Origin of the sequence: Moraxella boevrei DSM 14165, from assembly GCF_000379845.1 — a bacterium.
Taxonomy (GTDB): domain Bacteria; phylum Pseudomonadota; class Gammaproteobacteria; order Pseudomonadales; family Moraxellaceae; genus Faucicola; species Faucicola boevrei.
The window spans coordinates 26,141-45,902 of the sequence record NZ_KB903772.1; the positions used below are offsets into that span (position 1 = coordinate 26,141).

Here is a 19,762-nt window from a genome sequence, read left to right on the forward strand (position 1 = left end):
AGCAAAAATTTGCTTAAATATTGGCTAAAAATTTGTTAAACTAAGTCTAAACTTTAGCAAACTTGGAAAAAATAAAAATGCTTGCACAACAAATCCTGTTAAAATCTACGCTGATTGCATTGGTTTTTGGCAACTTGGCTCATGCTGAAATTTACAAAACCGTTACCCCAGACGGTAAAGTGGTTTATACCGATAATGCCAACAAAGCCTATCAATACAACAACGATACCACGCAAATCCAAATTTTGGACAATTTAAACAGCCAAAAATCACAAGCAACCGTGCAATCTACCGTACGAACAGCCACGATTAACCAACCGATTGTCCCAGCTACGCAAACAACTGTTGTGAATAGTGATACGGTTAATCAAGCTGACGGTAGCCCTGCTATATCTACACCAATGAGTACGAGCTACCAACTAACCATTATCAAACCTGAAGCTGACATGGTGTACCGTCGCCCTGCCGATATCGTGGTAGAAGTCAGCACCCGTCCAAGCCTACAGGCAGGTGACCGCATCGTGTACCGCATCAACGGCAAGCACATTGCCACCACCCAAGCCACGACTTATAACATCAGCTCGCTAGCGTATATGCCTGAGCGTTACACACTAAGTGTGGAAGTTGAAAATGCCAAAGGGCAGGTGATTGCAAGCCAAAGCCGAGATTTTCAGCTACTTGGTAATAATTTTTCCATTCAAAAAAAACGCAAAGCACTCGCTGAAGCCAAAGCCAAACAAAAGTTGTATGATAGCTTACCTTGGTACAAAAAAATTGCGGTTAATTTAAATTTATAAAGCTAAACTACCAAAACAATTGATTTTTCTAATCTTTATTATCAAAATAATTGTATAAAAATGTAACTCTGTTAAAAAATTAGTTGAAAATAAGAATAATTATCATTATTATAAGCATATTAATCATGAAATGGGAGTTTGCCATGTTTGTCTGTATTTGTAATGCCGTAAAAGAAGCCCAAATCAAACGAGCCATTGCCGATGGTCATGATACCTTGGAAGCGTTGCAAAAAGAGCTTGATGTAGCCACTTGCTGTGGCGGTTGTCAGCCGATGATTGAAGATTACTTGAGCGATTTTGCAAATAAACTGGTGCAATTTAATCCAAAACTATACAAAGAAGTGGCGTAAATCTTTATAAGCCCTTGTTAATTAACGCAAATTTGATAAAAATTATTCTTGAAGTTTGTAAAAAGCCTACAAAAATTAAAAAGTAATGAGAATAATTTTTATTTGTTTTTTAAAACGTAATCTCTATTTTGATTGATTAAATAAAATATTTTTAATCAAAGGTCTTGTTTTTGTCAAAAAAAAGCCGTATTATAATCGTATCTTCATTAAAAGATTTATTTTGGAGCGATTTATGAAAGGCAGTCAAAAAGTTATTGATTATCTCAACTTTTTAATCGCTGGTGAGCTTGGGGCTCGTGACCAGTATTTTATCCATTCTCAGATGTATCATGAGTGGCATTATGGCAAACTTTACACCCGTATTTACCACGAAATGGAAGAAGAAACCGACCATGCTCGTGCGTTGATTAATCGTGTGTTGATGCTAGAAGGCACGCCAAATATGAAAGTGGCAGATATCAATGTCGGTTGCGATGTGCCGTCTATGTTAAAATCTGACCTTGAGTTAGAATACAGCGTGCGTCAACACCTCAAAGACGGTATCAAACTGTGTGAAGAAGAGCAGGATTATGTGACGCGTGAGATTTTGGTAGCACAGCTCGTGGATACCGAAGAAGACCACGCCCACTGGTTAGAGCAGCAGCTTGGTTTGATTGAAATGGTGGGTTTACAAAATTATTTGCAATCACAGCTTGGCGACGTGGCATAAGGTAGGCTCTCATGCAGGTAGAAAAGCAAGTTATTCGTGCGTTAAATCAAGCACTTGGACAAGCATTGATTGCGATTAATCAATATTTTTTGCACGCTCGTGTGGTAAAAAATTGGGGGATTGATGAACTCAATGAACATCTGTACAAACAATCTATCCATGAAATGAGATGGGCAGATGATTTGATTGAGCGGATTTTGGTGTTGGGTGGTTTACCAAATTTACAAGAATTGGGTAAACTACTTATTGGTGAAAATGTCGCAGAAATCATCGCCTGCGATTTAAAATTAGAATACCAAAAAACGGATATTCTAAAACAAGCGATTGCGGTCTGTGAAACCCATGAAGATTACGTTTCTCGTAAATTGTTGGTAAAATTAAAAGACGGTAGCGAAGAACATATTGACTGGTTAGAAACCCAACAAGCGTTGATTGAAAATATTGGTATTGAAAATTATATCCAAAGTCAGTTAGCAGATGATTAATTTTTGCCAAAAATAATTTATCGCTTTATAATAACCCATTCGGATTGAACTGCCCCCAAGACACTCTAACCTTAACCTTTGGGATGCGGTTCAAATGAGTGGGTTTTTTATTGGTAAAATTTTTAAAATCAGCTTTCAACTCAACAAAAAAGCAAAAAAGGCGAAAGATGAAACAATTACCGCTATTAATCACGACAGGAGAACCAGCAGGGATTGGCATGGATATTGTGCTGATGTTGGCAGAGCAGGGGAGATTGGCAGATACCATTGCCAAAACGGCACAACCGATTTTAGTATTGGCAAATGTAGAGGCTTGGCAACAGCGTGCTGAAATGTTAGTATCGGCAAAGGCGTTAGGTGAAATACCAAATTTTGATGTAATTTCATTAGATAATTTAACTAATTTTTTTAATATTAATAAGCAAAAAAATCAAAAAAACGGTATATATCTGATTGATATGCCGATTTCTGAGCCTGTCGTCGCAGGTGTGTTAAACTATGCCAATGGCTCAATGGTATTAGCCCAATTACAACTGTCTCATGATTTGGCAATTAATCAACAAATATCGGCAATTGTAACTGCCCCTTTACAAAAATCGGTGATTATGCGTGAACAGCCTGATTTTATGGGGCATACCGAATTTTTTATGGCAAAAAGTGGCTTGCAAAAAGTCGTGATGATGCTTGCCAATCAGCGGATGAAAGTGGCGTTAGTTACCACCCATTTGCCATTGCGGTCGGTTGCGGATGCGATTACAAAGACGGCAGTCACGGACACTATTAAAATTGTTTTAACTGATTTTAAACAAAAGTTTAACCTTAAAAATCCAAAAATCTTGGTCTGTGGGCTAAATCCACACGCAGGGGAAAATGGTTGTCTTGGGCGAGAAGAGATTGAGATTATTAATCCTGTCTTAACGGAATTTCAAAAAAAAGGGGTAAATATCAGCCTTGCAATGCCTGCTGATACGCTGTTTATGCCAAAATATTTGGACGATTGTGATGCGGTGATTGCCATGTACCACGACCAAGGCTTAGCCCCGTTAAAATCACATGGTTTTGGCGAAACGGTGAATATTACGCTTGGGTTACCCTATGTGCGGACATCGGTTGACCATGGCACGGCGTTGGATTTGGCGGGGACGGGGCGTGCGAGTTGTGAGAGTTTGGCTCAAGCGATCGCTTATGCGTGTCAAATGTCTGGGTAAGTAGTTTTTTGTCAATTAAACGTTGTGTTGTTTGGTAAAAACGTGTAGGCTATACGTTATTTTTTTACCATTATTTAAAAAGGTATTGCTATGCAAAAATTAGGTGTCATGAGTTTATTGTTATTGGCGTTGTCATTACAAGGTTGTGTGCATAAAGTGGTGACTGTGCCTGTGAAAGTGGCGTACAAAGCCACTAAAGGGGTGGTAAAAGGCACAACAAAAGTGGTAAAAGCCGTTGTCCCCGGCGATAGCGATAAAAAAGATGATTGATTGCGTGTTTTTATCAATATTTATCAATCATTATTAAATAATGTAGTTTATCTAAAATTTTGCGATTGTCATGAACGAAAATCAGCCCCCAAAACTGAACTATCAAGATGATGTTAATAGTGAAATTCAGGTGGATTTTTCTGCTAATTCGTTGGATAAAAATGAATTGGTTAGGAAAAATTCGACAGAATTAGCCACATTTTCAACAACAGAACCGCCTAGCCAAAAAAAGGTCAGCATTGGTGAAAAAGAAGCATTAAAACTTGCGGTGGTCGGACATACCAATGTGGGGAAAACGTCTATTTTACGCACGTTATTGCGAGATGTACATTTTGGCGAAGTAAAAAATGCCCCTGCCACCACTCGCCACGTTGAAAAAGCCATGATAACGGATAGTCAAACTGCTGAACCGCTTGTGGCTTTGTACGATACCCCCGGTTTGGAAGATGCGACAGGGTTGTTGGATTGGTTGGAAGATAATACCGCCAGTCGGCGTGATGGTATTGAGCGGTTGCAACAGTTTTTGGCAAGTGACATTGCTCAACAAGATTTTAGCCAAGAGGCTAAAGTCGTTCGCCAACTACTGGCAAGCGATGTGGCGGTGTATGTTGTGGACGCTCGTGAACCTGTCCTCGGCAAATACAAAGACGAGCTGACTGTGCTGTCATGGTTGGCAATTCCTGTTATGCCTGTGTTTAATTTTAGCGATAATCAAGACCGTAATATCGGCGATTGGCAACAGATGCTCGCGAGACGCAATTTGCACGTTTCTACTCGCTTTGATTCGGTGGCGTTTGAGTTTGGCGATGAAATTAAACTTTGGCAAAACCTTGCAACCATGCTGATTCAACCGCAAATTTTGCAACAACTTATCGCACGCCGTCAAGCGGATTGGGAACAATTATACGAAGAAGCAAATATCAAAATTGCTCATTTTTTGCTCAATGTTGCCAGCTTCGTAGAAACCATTCACGAAGATGATGACCCATTGCCGACGTTGCACAAAATGCAAGAAAAAGTGCGTCAATCCGAACGCAGTTTGCAAGATGAGTTGTTAAATTTATACAAATTTTATGACAACACAGTGGCAACGACGCCGTTGGAGCTGACCGAATACCGAAGAGACCCATTTGATAGCGATTTGCTCGCTAGTTATGGCTTACGCACGACAGGTGGTGTCGCAACTGGGGCGTTGATTGGGCTTGGGATTGATGCCATGTCGCTCGGCACGACTTTGGGGCTTGGCACGGCAATCGGTGGTTTGCTTGGTGGCGTGGCAAGCAACACAGGGGCGATTAGCGATAAAATCAACGGCGTAAAACGGCTGTACATTGACCCTGCGACTTTGACATTGCTCGCGACCCGTTCAGTGGATTTGTTAAACACGCTTCGGCATCGTGGACACGCTTCTACCCAAACGATTGAACAAATATCCGCTAATCGTACGCTATGGGCGGTGGATAAATTACCACCATTGCTGAAAAAAGCTCGTGGCAAACCGCAATGGTCGTCGCTCAATGATGGTAAATTGGCAAAATCTGCCTATGATTTACGAGATGAAAGTGCGTGGAATTTGATTGATTTTCTAAAGTGATTATTTAAAAAGATTGTTAAAAACCAATTAAAAGGTTGAAAAAAATTAAAATGCCCTGATTAAGTCATCAGAATAAACAATCAGGTTTAATTTAAAAAATTGATCATCATGAATGAAATACACTTTAACCCAAACTTAAAAAGTGCTGAACACGAGCCAGAACTGACCGATGAACAGCTTACTGAACTTAGCAAAAAAAGGGCATATTTGCAACAGCAAGCCATTGACATTATTGAGATTGCACAGTCGCAAAATACCGCATTGACCTGTTTGCACAAAATTAACGTGCTAGGCGGAACGACCGAAAAAGCCTACACCGCTGTTAATGAGCGGATTGTGGCGGACAGCGATGCCCATGGTGCGTATCATGCGATAGCCATGGCTCAAAGTACCTCTGATTTGCCGTTTGATGTGCCTGCATTGATTGGCATTATTAAGGAACATGGCGATGCAGAATTAGCGTTGCGGTTGTTAAAATTATTTCATAGCCAACCGCTCAATGCCGAGCCTGTCAGTCAAATTGTCGCCCATATTCAGCAATCGCAAGACAGCCAAGTGATATCTCAATTAAATGCTTATTTGGCAAATTATCCAACGGCTTAACAAATTATTTAGAAATTTTGAGTTATTCGCAACGAAATTGAATGTGATATTCATAATCGTCATCACGAGCGATACTGGTCTTATTACCCAAAATCTCTGTGAGAACGGTTGTCGCTTTGTCCACGACACGCCCAAGACTTTCGTCTAATACGCCGTTATAAGTGGTTCTATCGCTGATAACTACAGGATTTTGCAAGCGTCCACATTGCAGATTGGCACTGTGAATCGCATTTTTTTGGGCGACTACTTTGCTTTTACCCAGTCCTGTGGTTTCAAAAATTTGATTGGGACGTTGGATAACAGGGGCGGTTGGTGTGCTTTGACAAGCGGTTAACAAAGTGGTTAAACCTAATAAACAAGCGTGATAAATTGTTGATTTTTTCATCATTTCTCCGTAAATTTGATAAAAATAGAATGAATAGTTTGACAAATTTTTATGGATTTGGCAACTGTTCTACTGAATTTAAATAGATTGTTGTTTTATTTAACATTTTTTAAAATATTGCTCAAGGATAAATTTGTATGTTAAGTGCCAGTCCCCCAACCAGTTTTTTGATTGACAGTCCAACTGGACAGCTTGAAGTGGATGTGTTGTGGCAAAATAATAATCCGCACGACCCAGCTACTCAGCGAGTAGCATTGCTTTGCCACCCAAACCCACTCGGTCAAGGGACGATGATGAATAAAATCGTCACGACGATGTACCGTTTTGCTCGTGATGCAGGGATGCACGTGGTACGGTTTAATTACCGTGGCGTGGGCAAATCCACGGGCGAATATGGGCATATGACAGGCGAAATCGATGATGCCTTGACCGTGTTACAATGGCTTGCCACCCAAACCGATGTCCGCCAGTTGTGGCTTGGCGGTTTTTCGTTTGGTGGTTATGTGGCGATGTCACTGGCTCAGATGATTGCCGAGCAAGGGGCATTTTTGGGCGTGGGCGATTTTGAATTGACTGATTTGGCATTGATTGCCCCATCTATTGAGAAACATGACACTGATGTGATTAATTTACCAACACAAAAAACGTTCATGATTTATGGCGAACATGATGAGCTGGTTGCCCCAAGCTCGCTCGTGGGTTTTGCCAATCAGTTCAGCATTCGTCAAGCGATGATAGCTGATACAGGACATTTTTTTCATGGCAAATTAGCAGAATTAAAAGACTTATTGGCAAGTTATACCAGTTAAAACGGCGAAAAATTTTCAAGTTTTTGTCAAGAATAGATTGTTATTTTGGCATTTATTTGTTAAAATACCGAGCTTTAATCGGCTTGTTCTCGTTTTTCGTGTCTCGTGATACAAGCAAAATAACACCAAACACAACTTGTAAATGCGTGTTAATAACCCAAAAAATCGGTGGCTGCCTGATTGGGGTTATTGATAACTCACTGTTAATTTAAGGATTTTTTGCTATGGCAAACTCTGCACAAGCTCGCAAACGTGCTCGTCAAAACGTTAAACGTCGTCAACTAAAAGCATCACAACGTTCTATGGTACGTACTTACCTAAAACGTGTGGTAAAAGCGATTGAAGAAAAAAATTATGAATTGGCAACTGAAGCCTACAAACTGGCTGTGCCTGTGATTGACCGTATTGCGGACAAAGGCGTTATTCACAAAAACAAAGCAGCACGCCACAAAAGTCGCCTAAATAAAGCAATTAAAGCGTTAAAAGCCTAATTATTAGCATTAGTTTTTTAAGCTAAAATTGCCAAAACTCCTACAAAATTTTTTTGTAGGAGTTTATTTTTTTTTACTTTTTTTATAAAGTTTTACTTGATTAATTTATTACTGATTTTCCATGATTATCCCAATGTAAAAATACCCAATGGTATAAAATCGCTGATAACATCACAATCAAAATCGGCAAGGTTAACGCTAAATAACCGACTTTTACATATAAAATTGCCCCAATTACGCCACCGCCACAAAAACAATACCAAATCATCGCTTGGAACATCACCATTTTTTTATCAGTTTTTCGCCCTGCCAACCAATTCCCCATAGATGCCCCCATGTCAGACGTTAACCCAGTCAGATGCGTGGTGCGAATGCCCGTGCCTTTATAAGTTGCCACTATGGAGTTTTGTAAACCGCATGCCATGGTTGCAAAAAAATGCCCTAAAAATGAATGTTGATAAAATAAAACTAAACTGAGAATTAATAAAATTGTTTCGATACACAATGCTACGCCGTAGCGTCGCCCTTCTTTTAAATCGGTATTACCGACCACAAAGCCACTTATCACCGACCCTGCCAAAAATGACAACAACACCGCACACACCATAAGTAACATTTTAACATCGCTATTGGCAATCGCTGTGGCAAACAGTGATACATTGCCTGTCACATGCGATGCCGACAAATGAGTAAAGCCAACCAATGCCGTGCTATTGACACAGCCTGCACTGAATGCCAACACACCGCCACCGATGCGTATCCATAAGGGAAGTTTTTCAAGCATGACTTATTCTTAATCAAGAAATAAAATAACGGGACAAAATAATAAAGATACAAAAAATCGGCTACATCATATATAATATAGCCATGATTTTCAATGACATTTTGAGAAAAATATGCAAAGTTCTTCCATTTATTTATTTAACCGTACTGTATTTAGCATGAGTTTGGTGGTGCTACTATCCGCCTGTGGCGGTTCAAGTGCTACAACAGGCAACCAAAATAATTCTACTATCCCAACAAATCCAAATACTAATCAAAACAATAGCTTACCAAATCAAGCCGATTTTGCTAAATGTAGCGAACAAATTTACCAACAACAGCCGACTATTTCCGCCAGTATGAACAAAGGCAGTTATCCACTGTGTTTTAACGGCTTTGCGGTACTATATTCGGGCGTTTCTCGCACGCCGATTTGGGTAAGTGAGCACTTGACCCGTCAGCGATTGACCTATGCCAAAACCTTGCAACGTGAAGATAATTTTCACCCCGAAGAACGTTTGCCAACGGAGTTTCGCAGTGAACTTGCCGATTACCGTAACTCAGGCTACGACCGTGGGCATCTTGCTCCCAATGCCGATATGTCCAACAAAACTGCTCAATACGACAGCTTTAGCCTTGCCAATATCGCCCCACAGCACCCTGATAATAACCAAAAAAACTGGGTAAGAATTGAACAACTCACTCGCAGTTTAACCAATCAACACGGCTCAAGCTATGTGGTAACTGGGGTGTCGTATTTATCGCCACAAGTGCAAAAACTCAACAATCGTATCCTTGTTCCAACGCATTTTTTTAAGGCGGTTTATTTTCCAACGCAAAATCAAGCAGTTGCTTTTATCACGCCTAACGATGCCAGTCAGCAAACCGAGATTGTCAGCTTACAGCAGTTACAGGCAATCACAGGCGTGGATGCTTTTCCAAATCTACCGTATGTGGTAAAAAGTGTGAAAATGGCGGTAAATTTTTAAAAATTGAGAAATAATTTTGATAAGACAACTTAAAAAGATAAAAGAATGAAAAATTTTCAACCGTTTGCAAATGATAGCCAAAGTGTCAGCGTGGAAGGCGAAACAGGCGAGTTAACCTTTGAAAATCAAGGTGAACAAGTGAATTTTTATGGCAATGCGACTTTTTATCTTGACCGTCAAAGCCTTGAATTAGCCATGCAATTACAGCAACAATTTGCCAATATTGTGGCATATTTACAACAAAAAGATGCCGAAAATACTGAACACTCGCAAACTGTTGCCAAATATAAAGCGAATGTAACTGAAGTGGCAAATCCATTTTTATAATTAATGGTGAAACGGGGGTTTTGCCAACCAAATCAAGCCAATTAATAATAAAAAGATGAAACCAAACGCATAAAATACGTCATTTGAACCAATAATTAATGCTTGCTGGGTGATGTTTTGATTAAGGTAAGTCAAAGCTTGTTGGTGGGTCATGCCAGTCGCTTCAAGTTGTGCAATCAAGGCTTGGGCGTTTGAACCATTGGATACTGTTTCGGTGAGATACGCATGGTGCAACACAGAGCGTCTATCCCATACCGTCATCACGAGCGATGCCCCAATCCCGCCCGCTAACGTCCGCACAAAAGTAAATAATCCTGTCGCTGATGCCATTTTGTGCATCGGCACATTTGACAAAGCAATGGTGGTCAAAGGCATAAAAAACATCGCTGTGCCAATCCCTTGAATCAACTGCGGCCAAAACACATCCCAAAAAGCCATCTGCGGATTAAACTCACTTCGCCAAATAAATGTGCTAGCATACACGATAAAACTTAAGGTCACTAAAATCCGCATATCCACGCTACGTGCGTATTTACCGATAATCGGCGTTAAAAGCACAGGAAAAATTCCAATCGGAGCAGCGGCAAGTCCTGCCCAAATCGCCGTGTAGCCCATCGTCTGTTGGAGCATAACAGGCAACAGCACAATCGCCCCCATATACAGTAAAAACGCAAGGCTAATCACCACTGTGCCAATGGTAAAATTACGGTCCGCAAACAGGGATAAATCAATAATCGGAAACTTTTCACCACGTTCCCAGATTACCAAATACGCTAAGCCCAATACACTGACCAATGCCAAAAGGATAATCTCGCTCGATGCGAACCAATCCAACTCTTTACCACGGTCGAGAAAAAACTGCAATGCACCGACACCAACCACGAGTAAAGTTAAGCCAATGACATCAACTTTAGTCTTGTGAATGGGGGTTTCACGATTTTTGAGCTGTTGCCATGCCAACACAATCGCCACAACACCAATCGGAATATTAATAAAAAATATCCAACCCCAATGGTAGTTATCCACCAAATAACCACCCAAAATCGGACCTAAAATCGGTGCAGTCACTACGACCATGGCAAACAATCCTAACGCCATGGCGTGCTTTTCTCTTGGGAATGCCTGTAATAACAAGGCTTGCGACAGCGGAATCATCGGACCTGCGACCGCCCCTTGTGCCATCCTTGCCCCAATCAGCATGGGTAGACTGTGGGAAATGCCACATAGCCACGAGCAAAACACAAACAAACTTGCCGACCACAAAAATACTTTTACCGAACCAAACTGACGAGCGAGCCAGCCCGTCAAGGGAATGGAAATCGCATTGGCAACGGCAAACATAGTAATCACCCATGTACCTTGCGATGTTGCTGCACCCAAATCCCCTGCAATAGTTGGCAAGGCAACGTTAGCGATGGTCGAATCTAGCACCATCATAAATACCGCCATTGATAAAGCAAAAGTGGTAATCACCAGTGGCGTCCCTGACAAAGGCGGTAGGCTAAAGGCTGGGTTTGGGCTTTGAGGTGCGATAGCATCTGCCATGAGTTGCCCCTTATTTGCTATCGTGTAAGATTTGTTCGATGATTTGTTGTGCCCCTGTCATATCAGCTTGGACAGTCATCACCGCCACAGGCTTGGTATTGGCGGTTGCAGTGGCGACTTGTGGCTGATTGACCGCATCTCGACTGTCAATCTCAGCGTGCATACTCAAGCCCACACGTAGGGGATGTTTAGCGACTTCTTGCTCATCAAGAGCAATGCGTACAGGCACCCGTTGGGTAACTTTAATCCAGTTACCCGTTGCATTTTGGGCAGGCAATGCCGAAAACGCACTGCCAGTTCCTGCTGACAGTCCCACCACTTTGCCGTGATATTCCACTTCATCGCCATATAGGTCAGATTTTAACAACACTTTTTGCCCAATTCGGATATCTTTGAGCTGATTTTCTTTAAAATTGGCATCCACCCATAAATCATGCAAAGGCACAATTACCATTAATGGCGTACCTGCGTTGATTTTTTGCCCAAGCTGAACGCTACGGCGAGCAACTTGCCCATCCACAGGGGCAGTGATTTGGGTACGAGTAAGGTTAAGCCACGCATTTTGGATATTGGTAATCGCTGATTGTACCGCAGGTTGGTTTAGCACGTTGCTATCGCCGATGTTGGCAAGCGTGGTGTTGCGTTGGGCTTTGGCGGTGGCAATGGCAGTTTTAGCGGTGTTTTGTTTTGCCAATGATACCTCAAGTTGGGCTTGAGCGGTCGCCACTTTATCAGCGGCGTGCTGTAACTCTTCTTGGGAAACCGCATTCATTTTCACCAGTTGGGCACGGCGTTGATAGTCGGCTTGGGCGGTCTTTAACGCCACTTTTGCCGTGTCAATTTGGCTGTTAATCTCGTTAAAAGCGGTTTGAGCTTGGGTGATACTGGCATCGGCTTGACCCACACTTACCGATTGGATTTTAAACTGACGTATAGCGGTTTTTAACTGAGCTTGAGCGGTTTCCAATGCCAAACTATTGTCTGTCTTATCCAACGCAACCAACAATTGCCCACTTTTTACCATATCGGTATCATTCACGCCAATTGCTTGCACTACACCTGTGATTTGGGACGTAATTTGCACCTGATTGCCATTAACATACGCATCTTCGGTGCTAATGTGATACCGCCACTGGGTAAAATAAAAAAAAGCCACAATCAACGCAATGACCAACAAAATTAGGGTAAAAATAATCAGATTGCTACGGCGATTTTTTTGAGCGGTGGTGTTGTTAGCGGTCAAATGAACCTGTTCTGCCATACCATTTTCCTTTGACTAAACCCAAAAAATCCGACTGCAAGCAACCGGATGATGGAATTAAGCGGATAAGTTTTAACGAAAAAATAACTCGCTAATATACGCTTTAATATTTGATAAAACAAGCATCAAAATACAATGCAGTTATTGCATAAGCAATATTTTGCTTAAAAATATTGCAAAACTTTAACAAGAATGACAATGTTCGCTAAAATTTCTGTATCAACTTGAGCAAAAAGTTCTTAAGCATTATTTGCCTTTCGCATCCGCCCAAATGATTTTATGTAGTTGCAATTGCAAACGTACAGGCAAATTATCCGCCAAAATCCATTCGGCAAGCTCAGTTGCAAGGCTCGGTACATCGCCACGTTGAGCCTCATCAATGTTAAACATCGGTGAAAACCAAACCGTGCCAACTTTGTGGTGCAACGCGTGTTCAAACAGTTTTTGCTTTGCCCAGTCATAATCAGCACGGTTCATAATCACGAGCTTTAGCTGGTCATGTTTGGTCAAATATGCCAAATTTTCCCACAGATTTTTATCCACTTCGCCCGAACTTGGGGTTTTTAAATCCATGACTTTTGATACCGCCACAGGTACATTTTTTACCGACAACGCCCCTGCGGTTTCGAGCGAAAGTTCGTAGCCGTGTTCTAATAATAGCTTCATTAAGGCAATGGCATTGGGTTGGGCGAGTGGCTCACCCCCTGTTAAACAGATGCGTTTGCACTGAAATCTTTGTGCTTTTTCTAAAATATCTATTAAGGAAAAACGCTCACCACCACTAAACGCATAAGTCGTATCACAGTACACACAGCGGAGAGGACAACCTGTCAAACGAATAAAAATCGTTGGTAAACCTGCGGTTAATGCTTCACCTTGTAATGAATAAAAAATTTCGCTGACTTTTAGCCCTGCATTTGGGTCAGTCGTAGGGATAAGTGGGGTTCGTAATGAATGGCTCATATTGATATAATTGTTTAAAAAATTGGTTATTTTAACAAATTTTTAATAAATATTGTAAAATTTCACCAAGTTTTTTGGGGATAATTGGCAAGTTGTGGCAGTATTTATCAAAATTTTTTTTAAATCTTGGCAAAAAAATGCTAAAAATACTTGTCAACTGAGAAAAATTTGGGTAACATGGCAGTTAGCTTAAGGAAACTCTTTACTTTCGTTTTTGCAAGGAGCAAGTCATGAACGACAATCAACTTGAACAAATCAAAAATCACCCCTCTTTTAAATTAATGGAAAGCAAAAAATCCAAACTTGGGCTTGCCTTTACGCTATTAACCTTAGTGGTGTATTTTAGCTATATTATTATGGTTGGGACAAATCCTGCCCTATTTGGTACGCCTGTGGCAGCTGGCAAAGTTACTACGATTGGCATTTATTGGGGCTTATTTGTGATTTTCTTTTCAATTATTATCACCGCAATTTATGTCTATAAAGCCAACGGCGAATTTGATGATTTGACCAAAAAAGTCATGAGTGATTTGGATTTAAAACAAGAAAAGCCACCTGTGGTAACCAATGCCCATTAAGGTTTAGCGTGCAGGATGTTAATAAAAAAGTATTTTTATTAAGCAAGCTAAATTTCAGGGATATAAGGAAATTTTATGAAAAAATTCACACAATCTTTGCTGACAAAAGTCATGCCAATGATGGCAATGTTGTCAGTGTCCTCACTCGCATTTGCTGATGCTATAGCAGGTGAAGTTGAAAAGCAACCATTAAACCTAGCGGCGATTGGGATGTTTGTCCTATTCGTTTTGGGTACACTTGGCATTACTTTTTGGGCATCGAAACAAAACCAAACTGCCAGTGACTTTTATACCGCAGGTGGTGGGATTTCAGGCTTTAAAAATGGTCTGGCGATTGCAGGTGACTTTATGTCAGCTGCGTCGTTTTTGGGTATTTCTGCGATGGTGTTCACCAACGGTTATGATGGACTGTTATACTCGACAGGCTTTTTGATTGGTTGGCCTTTGGTGCTATTCTTAATCGCTGAACGTCTGCGTAACTTGGGTAAATTTACCTTTGCGGATGTGGCATCTTACCGTTTTGCCCAAACACCTGTTCGCATTTTTGCGGCCTCTGGCACGATGATTGTGGTACTCGTTTACTTAATTGCTCAAATGGTGGGTGCAGGTAAATTAATCCAGCTACTTTTTGGCTTAAATTACATTTGGGCGGTGATTATCGTTGGCGTGCTGATGATGGCATATGTGCTGTTTGGTGGTATGTTAGCCACTACATGGGTGCAGATTATCAAAGCAGTGTTGTTGCTATCGGGTGCGTCATTTATGGCGATTGCGGTATTGTATCATGTCGGTTTTAGCCCAGAAGAGATGTTCCGTCAAGCCACTGCTGTACATGAAAAAGGCACGAAAATCATGGCACCTGGTAGCCTTGCCTCAAACCCGATTGATGCGGTGTCATTAGGCTTAGCCTTAATGTTCGGTACAGCAGGATTGCCACATATTTTAATGCGTTTCTTCACTGTTCCTGATGCGGCGGAAGCTCGTAAATCAGTACTCGTTGCCACAGGTTTTATCGGTTATTTTTACCTATTAACGTTCGTAATTGGTTTTGGCGGTATCCTACTTGTCACCAAAGATAATCCACATTTCTTTGAAACAGTCGTTAAAGATGGCAAAGAAGTGGTACAAATGATTGGTGGTACTAATATGACAGCTATTCACTTGGCTGAAGTTGTTGGTGGTAATATGTTTTTAGGCTTTATCTCTGCCGTTGCATTTGCCACGATTTTGGCGGTGGTTGCAGGCTTGACCTTATCGGGTGCGTCAGCAGTAAGCCATGACATCTATGCCGAAGTTATCAAAAAAGGTCAAGTCAGCCACGAAGATGAGTTAAAAGTCTCACGTATGACGGTTATGGCATTGGGTGTGATTGCGGTGGTTTTAGGTATTGCCTTTGAACAACAAAACATCGCATTTATGGTTGGTCTTGCCTTTGCGGTGGCCGCATCAGCAAACTTCCCAATCTTGTTATTGTCCATGTTCTGGAGTGGTTTAACCACAAAAGGTGCGGTGTTTGGTGGATTTGCAGGGTTAATTGCAGCGGCAGTATTAATCGTGCTAGGTCCAACCGTATGGGTAGATGTAATGCACCACGAATCGGCGATTTTTCCATACAAAAATCCTGCGATTTTTAGTATGCCAATTGCATTCTTTGTGGCATGGATTGTGTCAATTACGGATAAATCACCACGAGCTGCTATTGATAAAGATGGATTTGATGCCCAGTATGTACGTTCATTAACAGGCATCGGTGCGGCAAAAGCCTCTGACCACTAATTGATGAATTGTTAAAATTATCAAAACGTTAATCGTTTAAACCCTAAATTAACCAAAGTTAGTTTAGGGTTTTTGTTACCATGTGTTTGCGTGAAATAAGCGGTAATTTTTTACATAAATGCCGATAACGCCACAGGTTAACCAAATTAACGGTAGCAAGGTTATCCATGCCTTGGATAAATGGCTTGTAATGATAAACTAAATCTTCAGAAATAGTGGGTAAATATCCGTGCGATTGTAAAATCGGTGCTAAACTAAGTGGATAATTATTGTAATAATCACGCCAACCACTATCGTAATAATCATTAATAACCGCAAATTTTCAGCCGTTATTTCGGCGTTAAACAGCTTAAAAATAACGTTTTTTAGGATTTTTAACCGAAATAAAAGGGTGAACCGCTTTCCGTTATGGTTCGACAAGCTCACTTTGAGCGGAAAACCTAATGCGGTGCATTTTGAGTTCAACTTACTATACGTCAAAAATAGCATAAAAATCCAATATTTTGGGGTAATTTATCCTTAAAATTGCTCGGTATGATTGTTTTTTAACAGGACGAAAAGAACACGATGGTATGCTGATATAATGGAGCAAAAAATCGGTTTTGACAACTTGGGCAGGTTATTATTTTTTAAGTTTTACTTAGGTAAAAAATAAAACCCATTACAAAAGTAATGGGTTTTGTAAAGTTTTATCACAAAGCTAAAAACGATAAATTATGGCACAAAATGTAGTTTTTCAGGATGTTCAATCGCTTCTTGACGGTATTTTTCCGCGATTTCTTGCCAAATTGGTGCATTATGCACACCACAATTTTCGGCATCATAAATAGGATCTTTGCCTTCTTTCACTTGTCGTTCATAATCACGTAAGGCAGCAAAAGCAGGTTTTTGCAATAACAAAATACCGATGATGTTTAACCATGAAGTCAAGCCAACGCCCACATCGCCTAATGCCCAAGCCAAATCAGCGGTTTTGATACTACCATACACTACCACCGCCAAAAATATAATTTTTAGTACAGGCACTGCCCAGTCCATTTTTAACGTGCGTTGCAAATAACGGATGTTGGTTTCGGCATAGTAGTAGTACGCCATAATCGTGGTAAAAGCAAAGAAAAACAACGCAATCGCCACGAATACCGAACCAAATCCAGGCATGATGTTTTCCATGGCCGTTTGTACATAACCTGGTCCTGCGGATACGCCTTGTACGCCGTAGTAGAGATAAGCGTCTTTATTGGTTGGGTCTTGCACGTTATACATGCCTGTGATTAACAACATAAAACCTGTTGCCGAACATACGAACAACGTATCCACATACACCGAGAACGCTTGTACCAAGCCTTGTTTGGCAGGGTGTGATACGTCGGCTGCTGCTGATGGATGTGGACCTGTACCTTGGCCTGCTTCATTAGAGTATAGACCACGTTTCACCCCCCATTGGATTGCCAATCCTAGCACTGCTCCAAAGCCTGCGTCTAAACCAAAGGCAGAACGGAAGACCAATGCCAATACATCAGGTAACTGATGAATGTGCATAAGCACAATTACCACCGCCACGATAATATACGCCAATGCCATAAATGGTACGATTAATTCGGCAGCTGATGCAATCCGTTTTACCCCACCAAAGATAATAAAGCCAACCAAAATGGTCAAAATAGCGGCAGTTACTGTGGGAGAAATACCCAATGAGTTATTCATCGCATCTGCAATTGAGTTGGCCTGTACACCTGGTAACAACAACCCTGAAGCCACAAAGGTAGATAAGGCAAATAACACACCATACCATTTTTTACCCAATCCTTTCTCAAAATAATAGGCAGGACCGCCGATAAAAAAGCCATTTTCGTCTTTTTCTTTATAAATCTGTGCCAACGTGGACTCAACAAAGGCAGTACTCGCCCCGAAAAATGCCACCATCCACATCCAAAACAATGCACCCGGTCCACCAAAGGTAATGGCGGTTGCCACCCCTGCGATGTTCCCTGTGCCGACACGTCCTGCCAAACTCATTGCCAACGCCTGAAACGATGACACGCCTTGGTCCGTGCTTTTGCCGTCTATAAGCAATTTAATCATATTGCCAAAGTGACGTAATTGCAAAAAACGTCCACGCAACGAAAACCACAATCCCACGCCCAAGCAAATTGCAATAAACACAGGGCTCCACATTACATCATTAATTTTCCCAACCAGTGCCTCTAAGGCCATATACCCTCCTGCTTCCTTTGGTTGCCATACAAGACATTCTATTAGCATTCGTATTCATTACTTACAAAATATTGCAAATGCTAACACATTGAAATAGTATTAAACAAAAAAATAAATTTTGCAATGTTTATTTGCATAAAATTTTTAAAAAAAATGTCAACCAATAGAGTCATCAATATTTATCAATAAGAGCTTATTATTCTATGAAAACAGGCTAAAGATGGCTCTTTTTTTTAAAAATTGTTTGACAGAGCGGGCATTAACTTGCATGTTTCCTTAAAACGCTTTTTGGAATAGACATTCTCTTTTAGGTTATCTCACATACAATTCAATTTAACTATCAAAATGACTTGCTTAATCCCAAAAAATTTAGCAAAATAAAGGTTTTCATACCGTTTATTTTATAAGGAAATAGCATGAACCAACCAAACGAAACCAATCAAATCGGTCAAACCGCCCAAGACCCTGTATTATTTGACACCTTGCCGACCAATGACGGTCATTATTTGGGTGTCATTACGCTCAACGCCCCAAAAGCATTAAATGCGGTTGATTTGACCATGTGTCAACAAATTTTTCAACAATTACAGATTTGGGAGCAACAACCGCAAGTTGTAGCGATTTTTTTACAAGGCACAGGCGAAAAGGCGTTTTGTGCAGGAGGCAATATCCGAAAAATTTATGACAGCATAATACAACGCCCTGCGATGAGCGAACCACAGTCGATTCATTTGCCGTCAAATTTAGACTATGCTGAAGCATTTTTTGTCAATGAATACCGCCTAAACCGCTATATGGCAAGCTACCCTAAACCAATTATCGCATGGGCGAGTGGCATTGTGATGGGCGGTGGTTTGGGCTTGGTGGCGACTTGTAGTCATCGCATCGTTACCGAAACTACCCGCTTTGCTATGCCAGAAGTCAACATTGGTCTATTCCCTGATGCGACAGGCAGTTGGTTTTTGCAAAAAATGCCCGCCCAAATCGGTTTATTTTTTGGATTAACAGGGGCAAACGGCAACGCCAGCGATGCGTTACTGTGTAATGTGGCAGAATTTTCGTTAAAAAGTGAACAAAAATCTACTATTTTAAAGACCTTACAAACGGCTAATTGGCAACAAGGCGATGCCAAAGCTGTCGTCAGCCATACCCTAAGTCAGTTACACACAACCGAACATTTGCCGAGTAGCAATGTGTTAAAACATTGGCAAACCTTACAAAAGATTGTCAATGCAGGGGATATGTTGGCGATTGATAATTTATTGAAAGACAAAGAATTTATGGCAAAATTTTGTCAAGATAAATGGCTTGTAGAAGCTATCCATACCTACCAAAACGGCTGTCCTGTCACTGCAAGGTTGACCCATGCGTTATTTTATCGGGTCAAAACGTTATCACTGTCTGAGATTTTACAAATTGAACTCAATACCGCCATTCATTGCTGTCATTTTCCTGATTTTCGTGAAGGCGTGCGAGCGTTGTTGGTGGATAAAGACAAAAATCCAACGTGGCACAAATCTCTGTCAGTGATCGCTGATGACTATATCAACGCCCATTTTAGCAATGTTTGGCAAGGTGATGACGTGTTAGTTTTGTAAGTTTAATTAAATTATTTGATTAAAAATTTTATAAAATTTTTTGTTTGA

21 protein-coding genes are annotated in these 19,762 nt (G+C 40.9%); 15 read left to right on the forward strand and 6 right to left on the reverse strand.

Annotated elements, in window-relative coordinates:
- The first annotated feature begins 77 nt into the window (after positions 1–77).
- The 8 genes from A3G3_RS0102205 (at position 78) to A3G3_RS0102240 (ending at position 6,016) form a co-directional block, all read left to right on the forward strand.
- Positions 78–797 (forward strand): DUF4124 domain-containing protein, encoded by a 720-nt coding sequence (locus A3G3_RS0102205; protein WP_019518916.1) that lies wholly within the window; start codon positions 78–80, stop codon positions 795–797.
- 125 nt (positions 798–922) lie between these two features.
- Positions 923–1,147 carry a (2Fe-2S)-binding protein gene (locus A3G3_RS0102210; protein WP_019518917.1) on the forward strand — a complete coding sequence of 75 codons (225 nt, stop codon included), beginning with the start codon at positions 923–925 and terminating at the stop codon, positions 1,145–1,147.
- A 232-nt stretch (positions 1,148–1,379) separates the two neighbouring features.
- Positions 1,380–1,856: a bacterioferritin gene (bfr, locus tag A3G3_RS0102215; protein ID WP_019518918.1), complete on the forward strand. Its 477-nt coding sequence runs from the start codon at positions 1,380–1,382 to the stop codon at positions 1,854–1,856.
- Between the two features lie 11 nt (positions 1,857–1,867).
- Positions 1,868–2,341 carry a bacterioferritin gene (gene bfr, locus A3G3_RS0102220; RefSeq protein WP_019518919.1) on the forward strand — a complete coding sequence of 158 codons (474 nt, stop codon included), beginning with the start codon at positions 1,868–1,870 and terminating at the stop codon, positions 2,339–2,341.
- Positions 2,342–2,508: 167 nt separating this feature from the next.
- Entirely contained in the window at positions 2,509–3,549 is a 1,041-nt protein-coding gene (pdxA, locus tag A3G3_RS0102225; protein WP_019518920.1) for a 4-hydroxythreonine-4-phosphate dehydrogenase PdxA, read from the forward strand.
- A gap of 90 nt (positions 3,550–3,639) precedes the next feature.
- Positions 3,640–3,819, forward strand: a complete 180-nt coding sequence (locus A3G3_RS0102230) for an NF038104 family lipoprotein (protein ID WP_019518921.1) — start codon at positions 3,640–3,642, stop codon at positions 3,817–3,819.
- A gap of 70 nt (positions 3,820–3,889) precedes the next feature.
- Entirely contained in the window at positions 3,890–5,413 is a 1,524-nt protein-coding gene (locus A3G3_RS0102235; protein ID WP_019518922.1) for a DUF3482 domain-containing protein, read from the forward strand.
- Positions 5,414–5,521: 108 nt separating this feature from the next.
- A complete protein-coding gene (locus tag A3G3_RS0102240) occupies positions 5,522–6,016 on the forward strand; it encodes a hypothetical protein (protein WP_019518923.1) in 495 nt (164 codons plus the stop codon).
- Between the two features lie 22 nt (positions 6,017–6,038).
- On the opposite strand, the gene A3G3_RS0102245 is transcribed toward A3G3_RS0102240, so the two are convergent.
- Entirely contained in the window at positions 6,039–6,401 is a 363-nt protein-coding gene (locus A3G3_RS0102245; RefSeq protein ID WP_019518924.1) for a hypothetical protein, read from the reverse strand.
- A gap of 137 nt (positions 6,402–6,538) precedes the next feature.
- Between A3G3_RS0102245 and A3G3_RS0102250 the strand changes: the two genes are divergently transcribed.
- On the forward strand, positions 6,539–7,210 hold the full coding sequence (locus A3G3_RS0102250) for an alpha/beta hydrolase (RefSeq protein ID WP_019518925.1): 672 nt from the start codon (positions 6,539–6,541) through the stop codon (positions 7,208–7,210).
- 224 nt (positions 7,211–7,434) lie between these two features.
- Positions 7,435–7,701 carry a 30S ribosomal protein S20 gene (gene rpsT, locus A3G3_RS0102255; protein ID WP_009502235.1) on the forward strand — a complete coding sequence of 89 codons (267 nt, stop codon included), beginning with the start codon at positions 7,435–7,437 and terminating at the stop codon, positions 7,699–7,701.
- Between the two features lie 100 nt (positions 7,702–7,801).
- On the opposite strand, the gene A3G3_RS0102260 is transcribed toward rpsT, so the two are convergent.
- Complete coding sequence (locus A3G3_RS0102260; protein ID WP_019518926.1) at positions 7,802–8,485, reverse strand: YoaK family protein; 684 nt, start codon at positions 8,483–8,485, stop codon at positions 7,802–7,804.
- 112 nt (positions 8,486–8,597) lie between these two features.
- Between A3G3_RS0102260 and A3G3_RS0102265 the strand changes: the two genes are divergently transcribed.
- Together A3G3_RS0102265 and A3G3_RS0102270 are read left to right on the forward strand one after the other, a co-directional pair.
- Entirely contained in the window at positions 8,598–9,452 is an 855-nt protein-coding gene (locus A3G3_RS0102265; protein WP_019518927.1) for a DNA/RNA non-specific endonuclease, read from the forward strand.
- Between the two features lie 45 nt (positions 9,453–9,497).
- Entirely contained in the window at positions 9,498–9,779 is a 282-nt protein-coding gene (locus A3G3_RS0102270) for a hypothetical protein (protein WP_019518928.1), read from the forward strand.
- Here the strand turns inward: A3G3_RS0102270 and A3G3_RS0102275 are convergent, their stop codons facing one another.
- The 3 genes from A3G3_RS0102275 to queE form a co-directional block, all read right to left on the reverse strand.
- Complete coding sequence (locus A3G3_RS0102275) at positions 9,780–11,324, reverse strand: DHA2 family efflux MFS transporter permease subunit (RefSeq protein WP_019518929.1); 1,545 nt, start codon at positions 11,322–11,324, stop codon at positions 9,780–9,782. It abuts the gene before it with no gap.
- Positions 11,325–11,334: 10 nt separating this feature from the next.
- Positions 11,335–12,585 carry an HlyD family efflux transporter periplasmic adaptor subunit gene (locus A3G3_RS0102280; protein ID WP_019518930.1) on the reverse strand — a complete coding sequence of 417 codons (1,251 nt, stop codon included), beginning with the start codon at positions 12,583–12,585 and terminating at the stop codon, positions 11,335–11,337.
- A 246-nt stretch (positions 12,586–12,831) separates the two neighbouring features.
- Positions 12,832–13,548: a 7-carboxy-7-deazaguanine synthase QueE gene (gene queE / locus A3G3_RS0102285; protein WP_019518931.1), complete on the reverse strand. Its 717-nt coding sequence runs from the start codon at positions 13,546–13,548 to the stop codon at positions 12,832–12,834.
- A 230-nt stretch (positions 13,549–13,778) separates the two neighbouring features.
- On the opposite strand from queE, the gene A3G3_RS0102290 reads away from it, so the two are divergent.
- A complete protein-coding gene (locus tag A3G3_RS0102290) occupies positions 13,779–14,126 on the forward strand; it encodes a DUF485 domain-containing protein (RefSeq protein ID WP_019518932.1) in 348 nt (115 codons plus the stop codon).
- A gap of 111 nt (positions 14,127–14,237) precedes the next feature.
- Positions 14,238–15,902: a cation acetate symporter gene (locus tag A3G3_RS0102295; RefSeq protein WP_407635254.1), complete on the forward strand. Its 1,665-nt coding sequence runs from the start codon at positions 14,238–14,240 to the stop codon at positions 15,900–15,902.
- A gap of 714 nt (positions 15,903–16,616) precedes the next feature.
- Here A3G3_RS0102295 and A3G3_RS12990 read toward each other — a convergent pair.
- A complete protein-coding gene (locus A3G3_RS12990) occupies positions 16,617–18,116 on the reverse strand; it encodes an alanine/glycine:cation symporter family protein (RefSeq protein WP_019518934.1) in 1,500 nt (499 codons plus the stop codon).
- 416 nt (positions 18,117–18,532) lie between these two features.
- On the opposite strand from A3G3_RS12990, the gene A3G3_RS0102305 reads away from it, so the two are divergent.
- Positions 18,533–19,714, forward strand: coding sequence for an enoyl-CoA hydratase/isomerase family protein (locus A3G3_RS0102305; protein WP_019518935.1), 1,182 nt, complete (start codon positions 18,533–18,535; stop codon positions 19,712–19,714).
- Positions 19,715–19,762 lie beyond the last annotated feature (48 nt).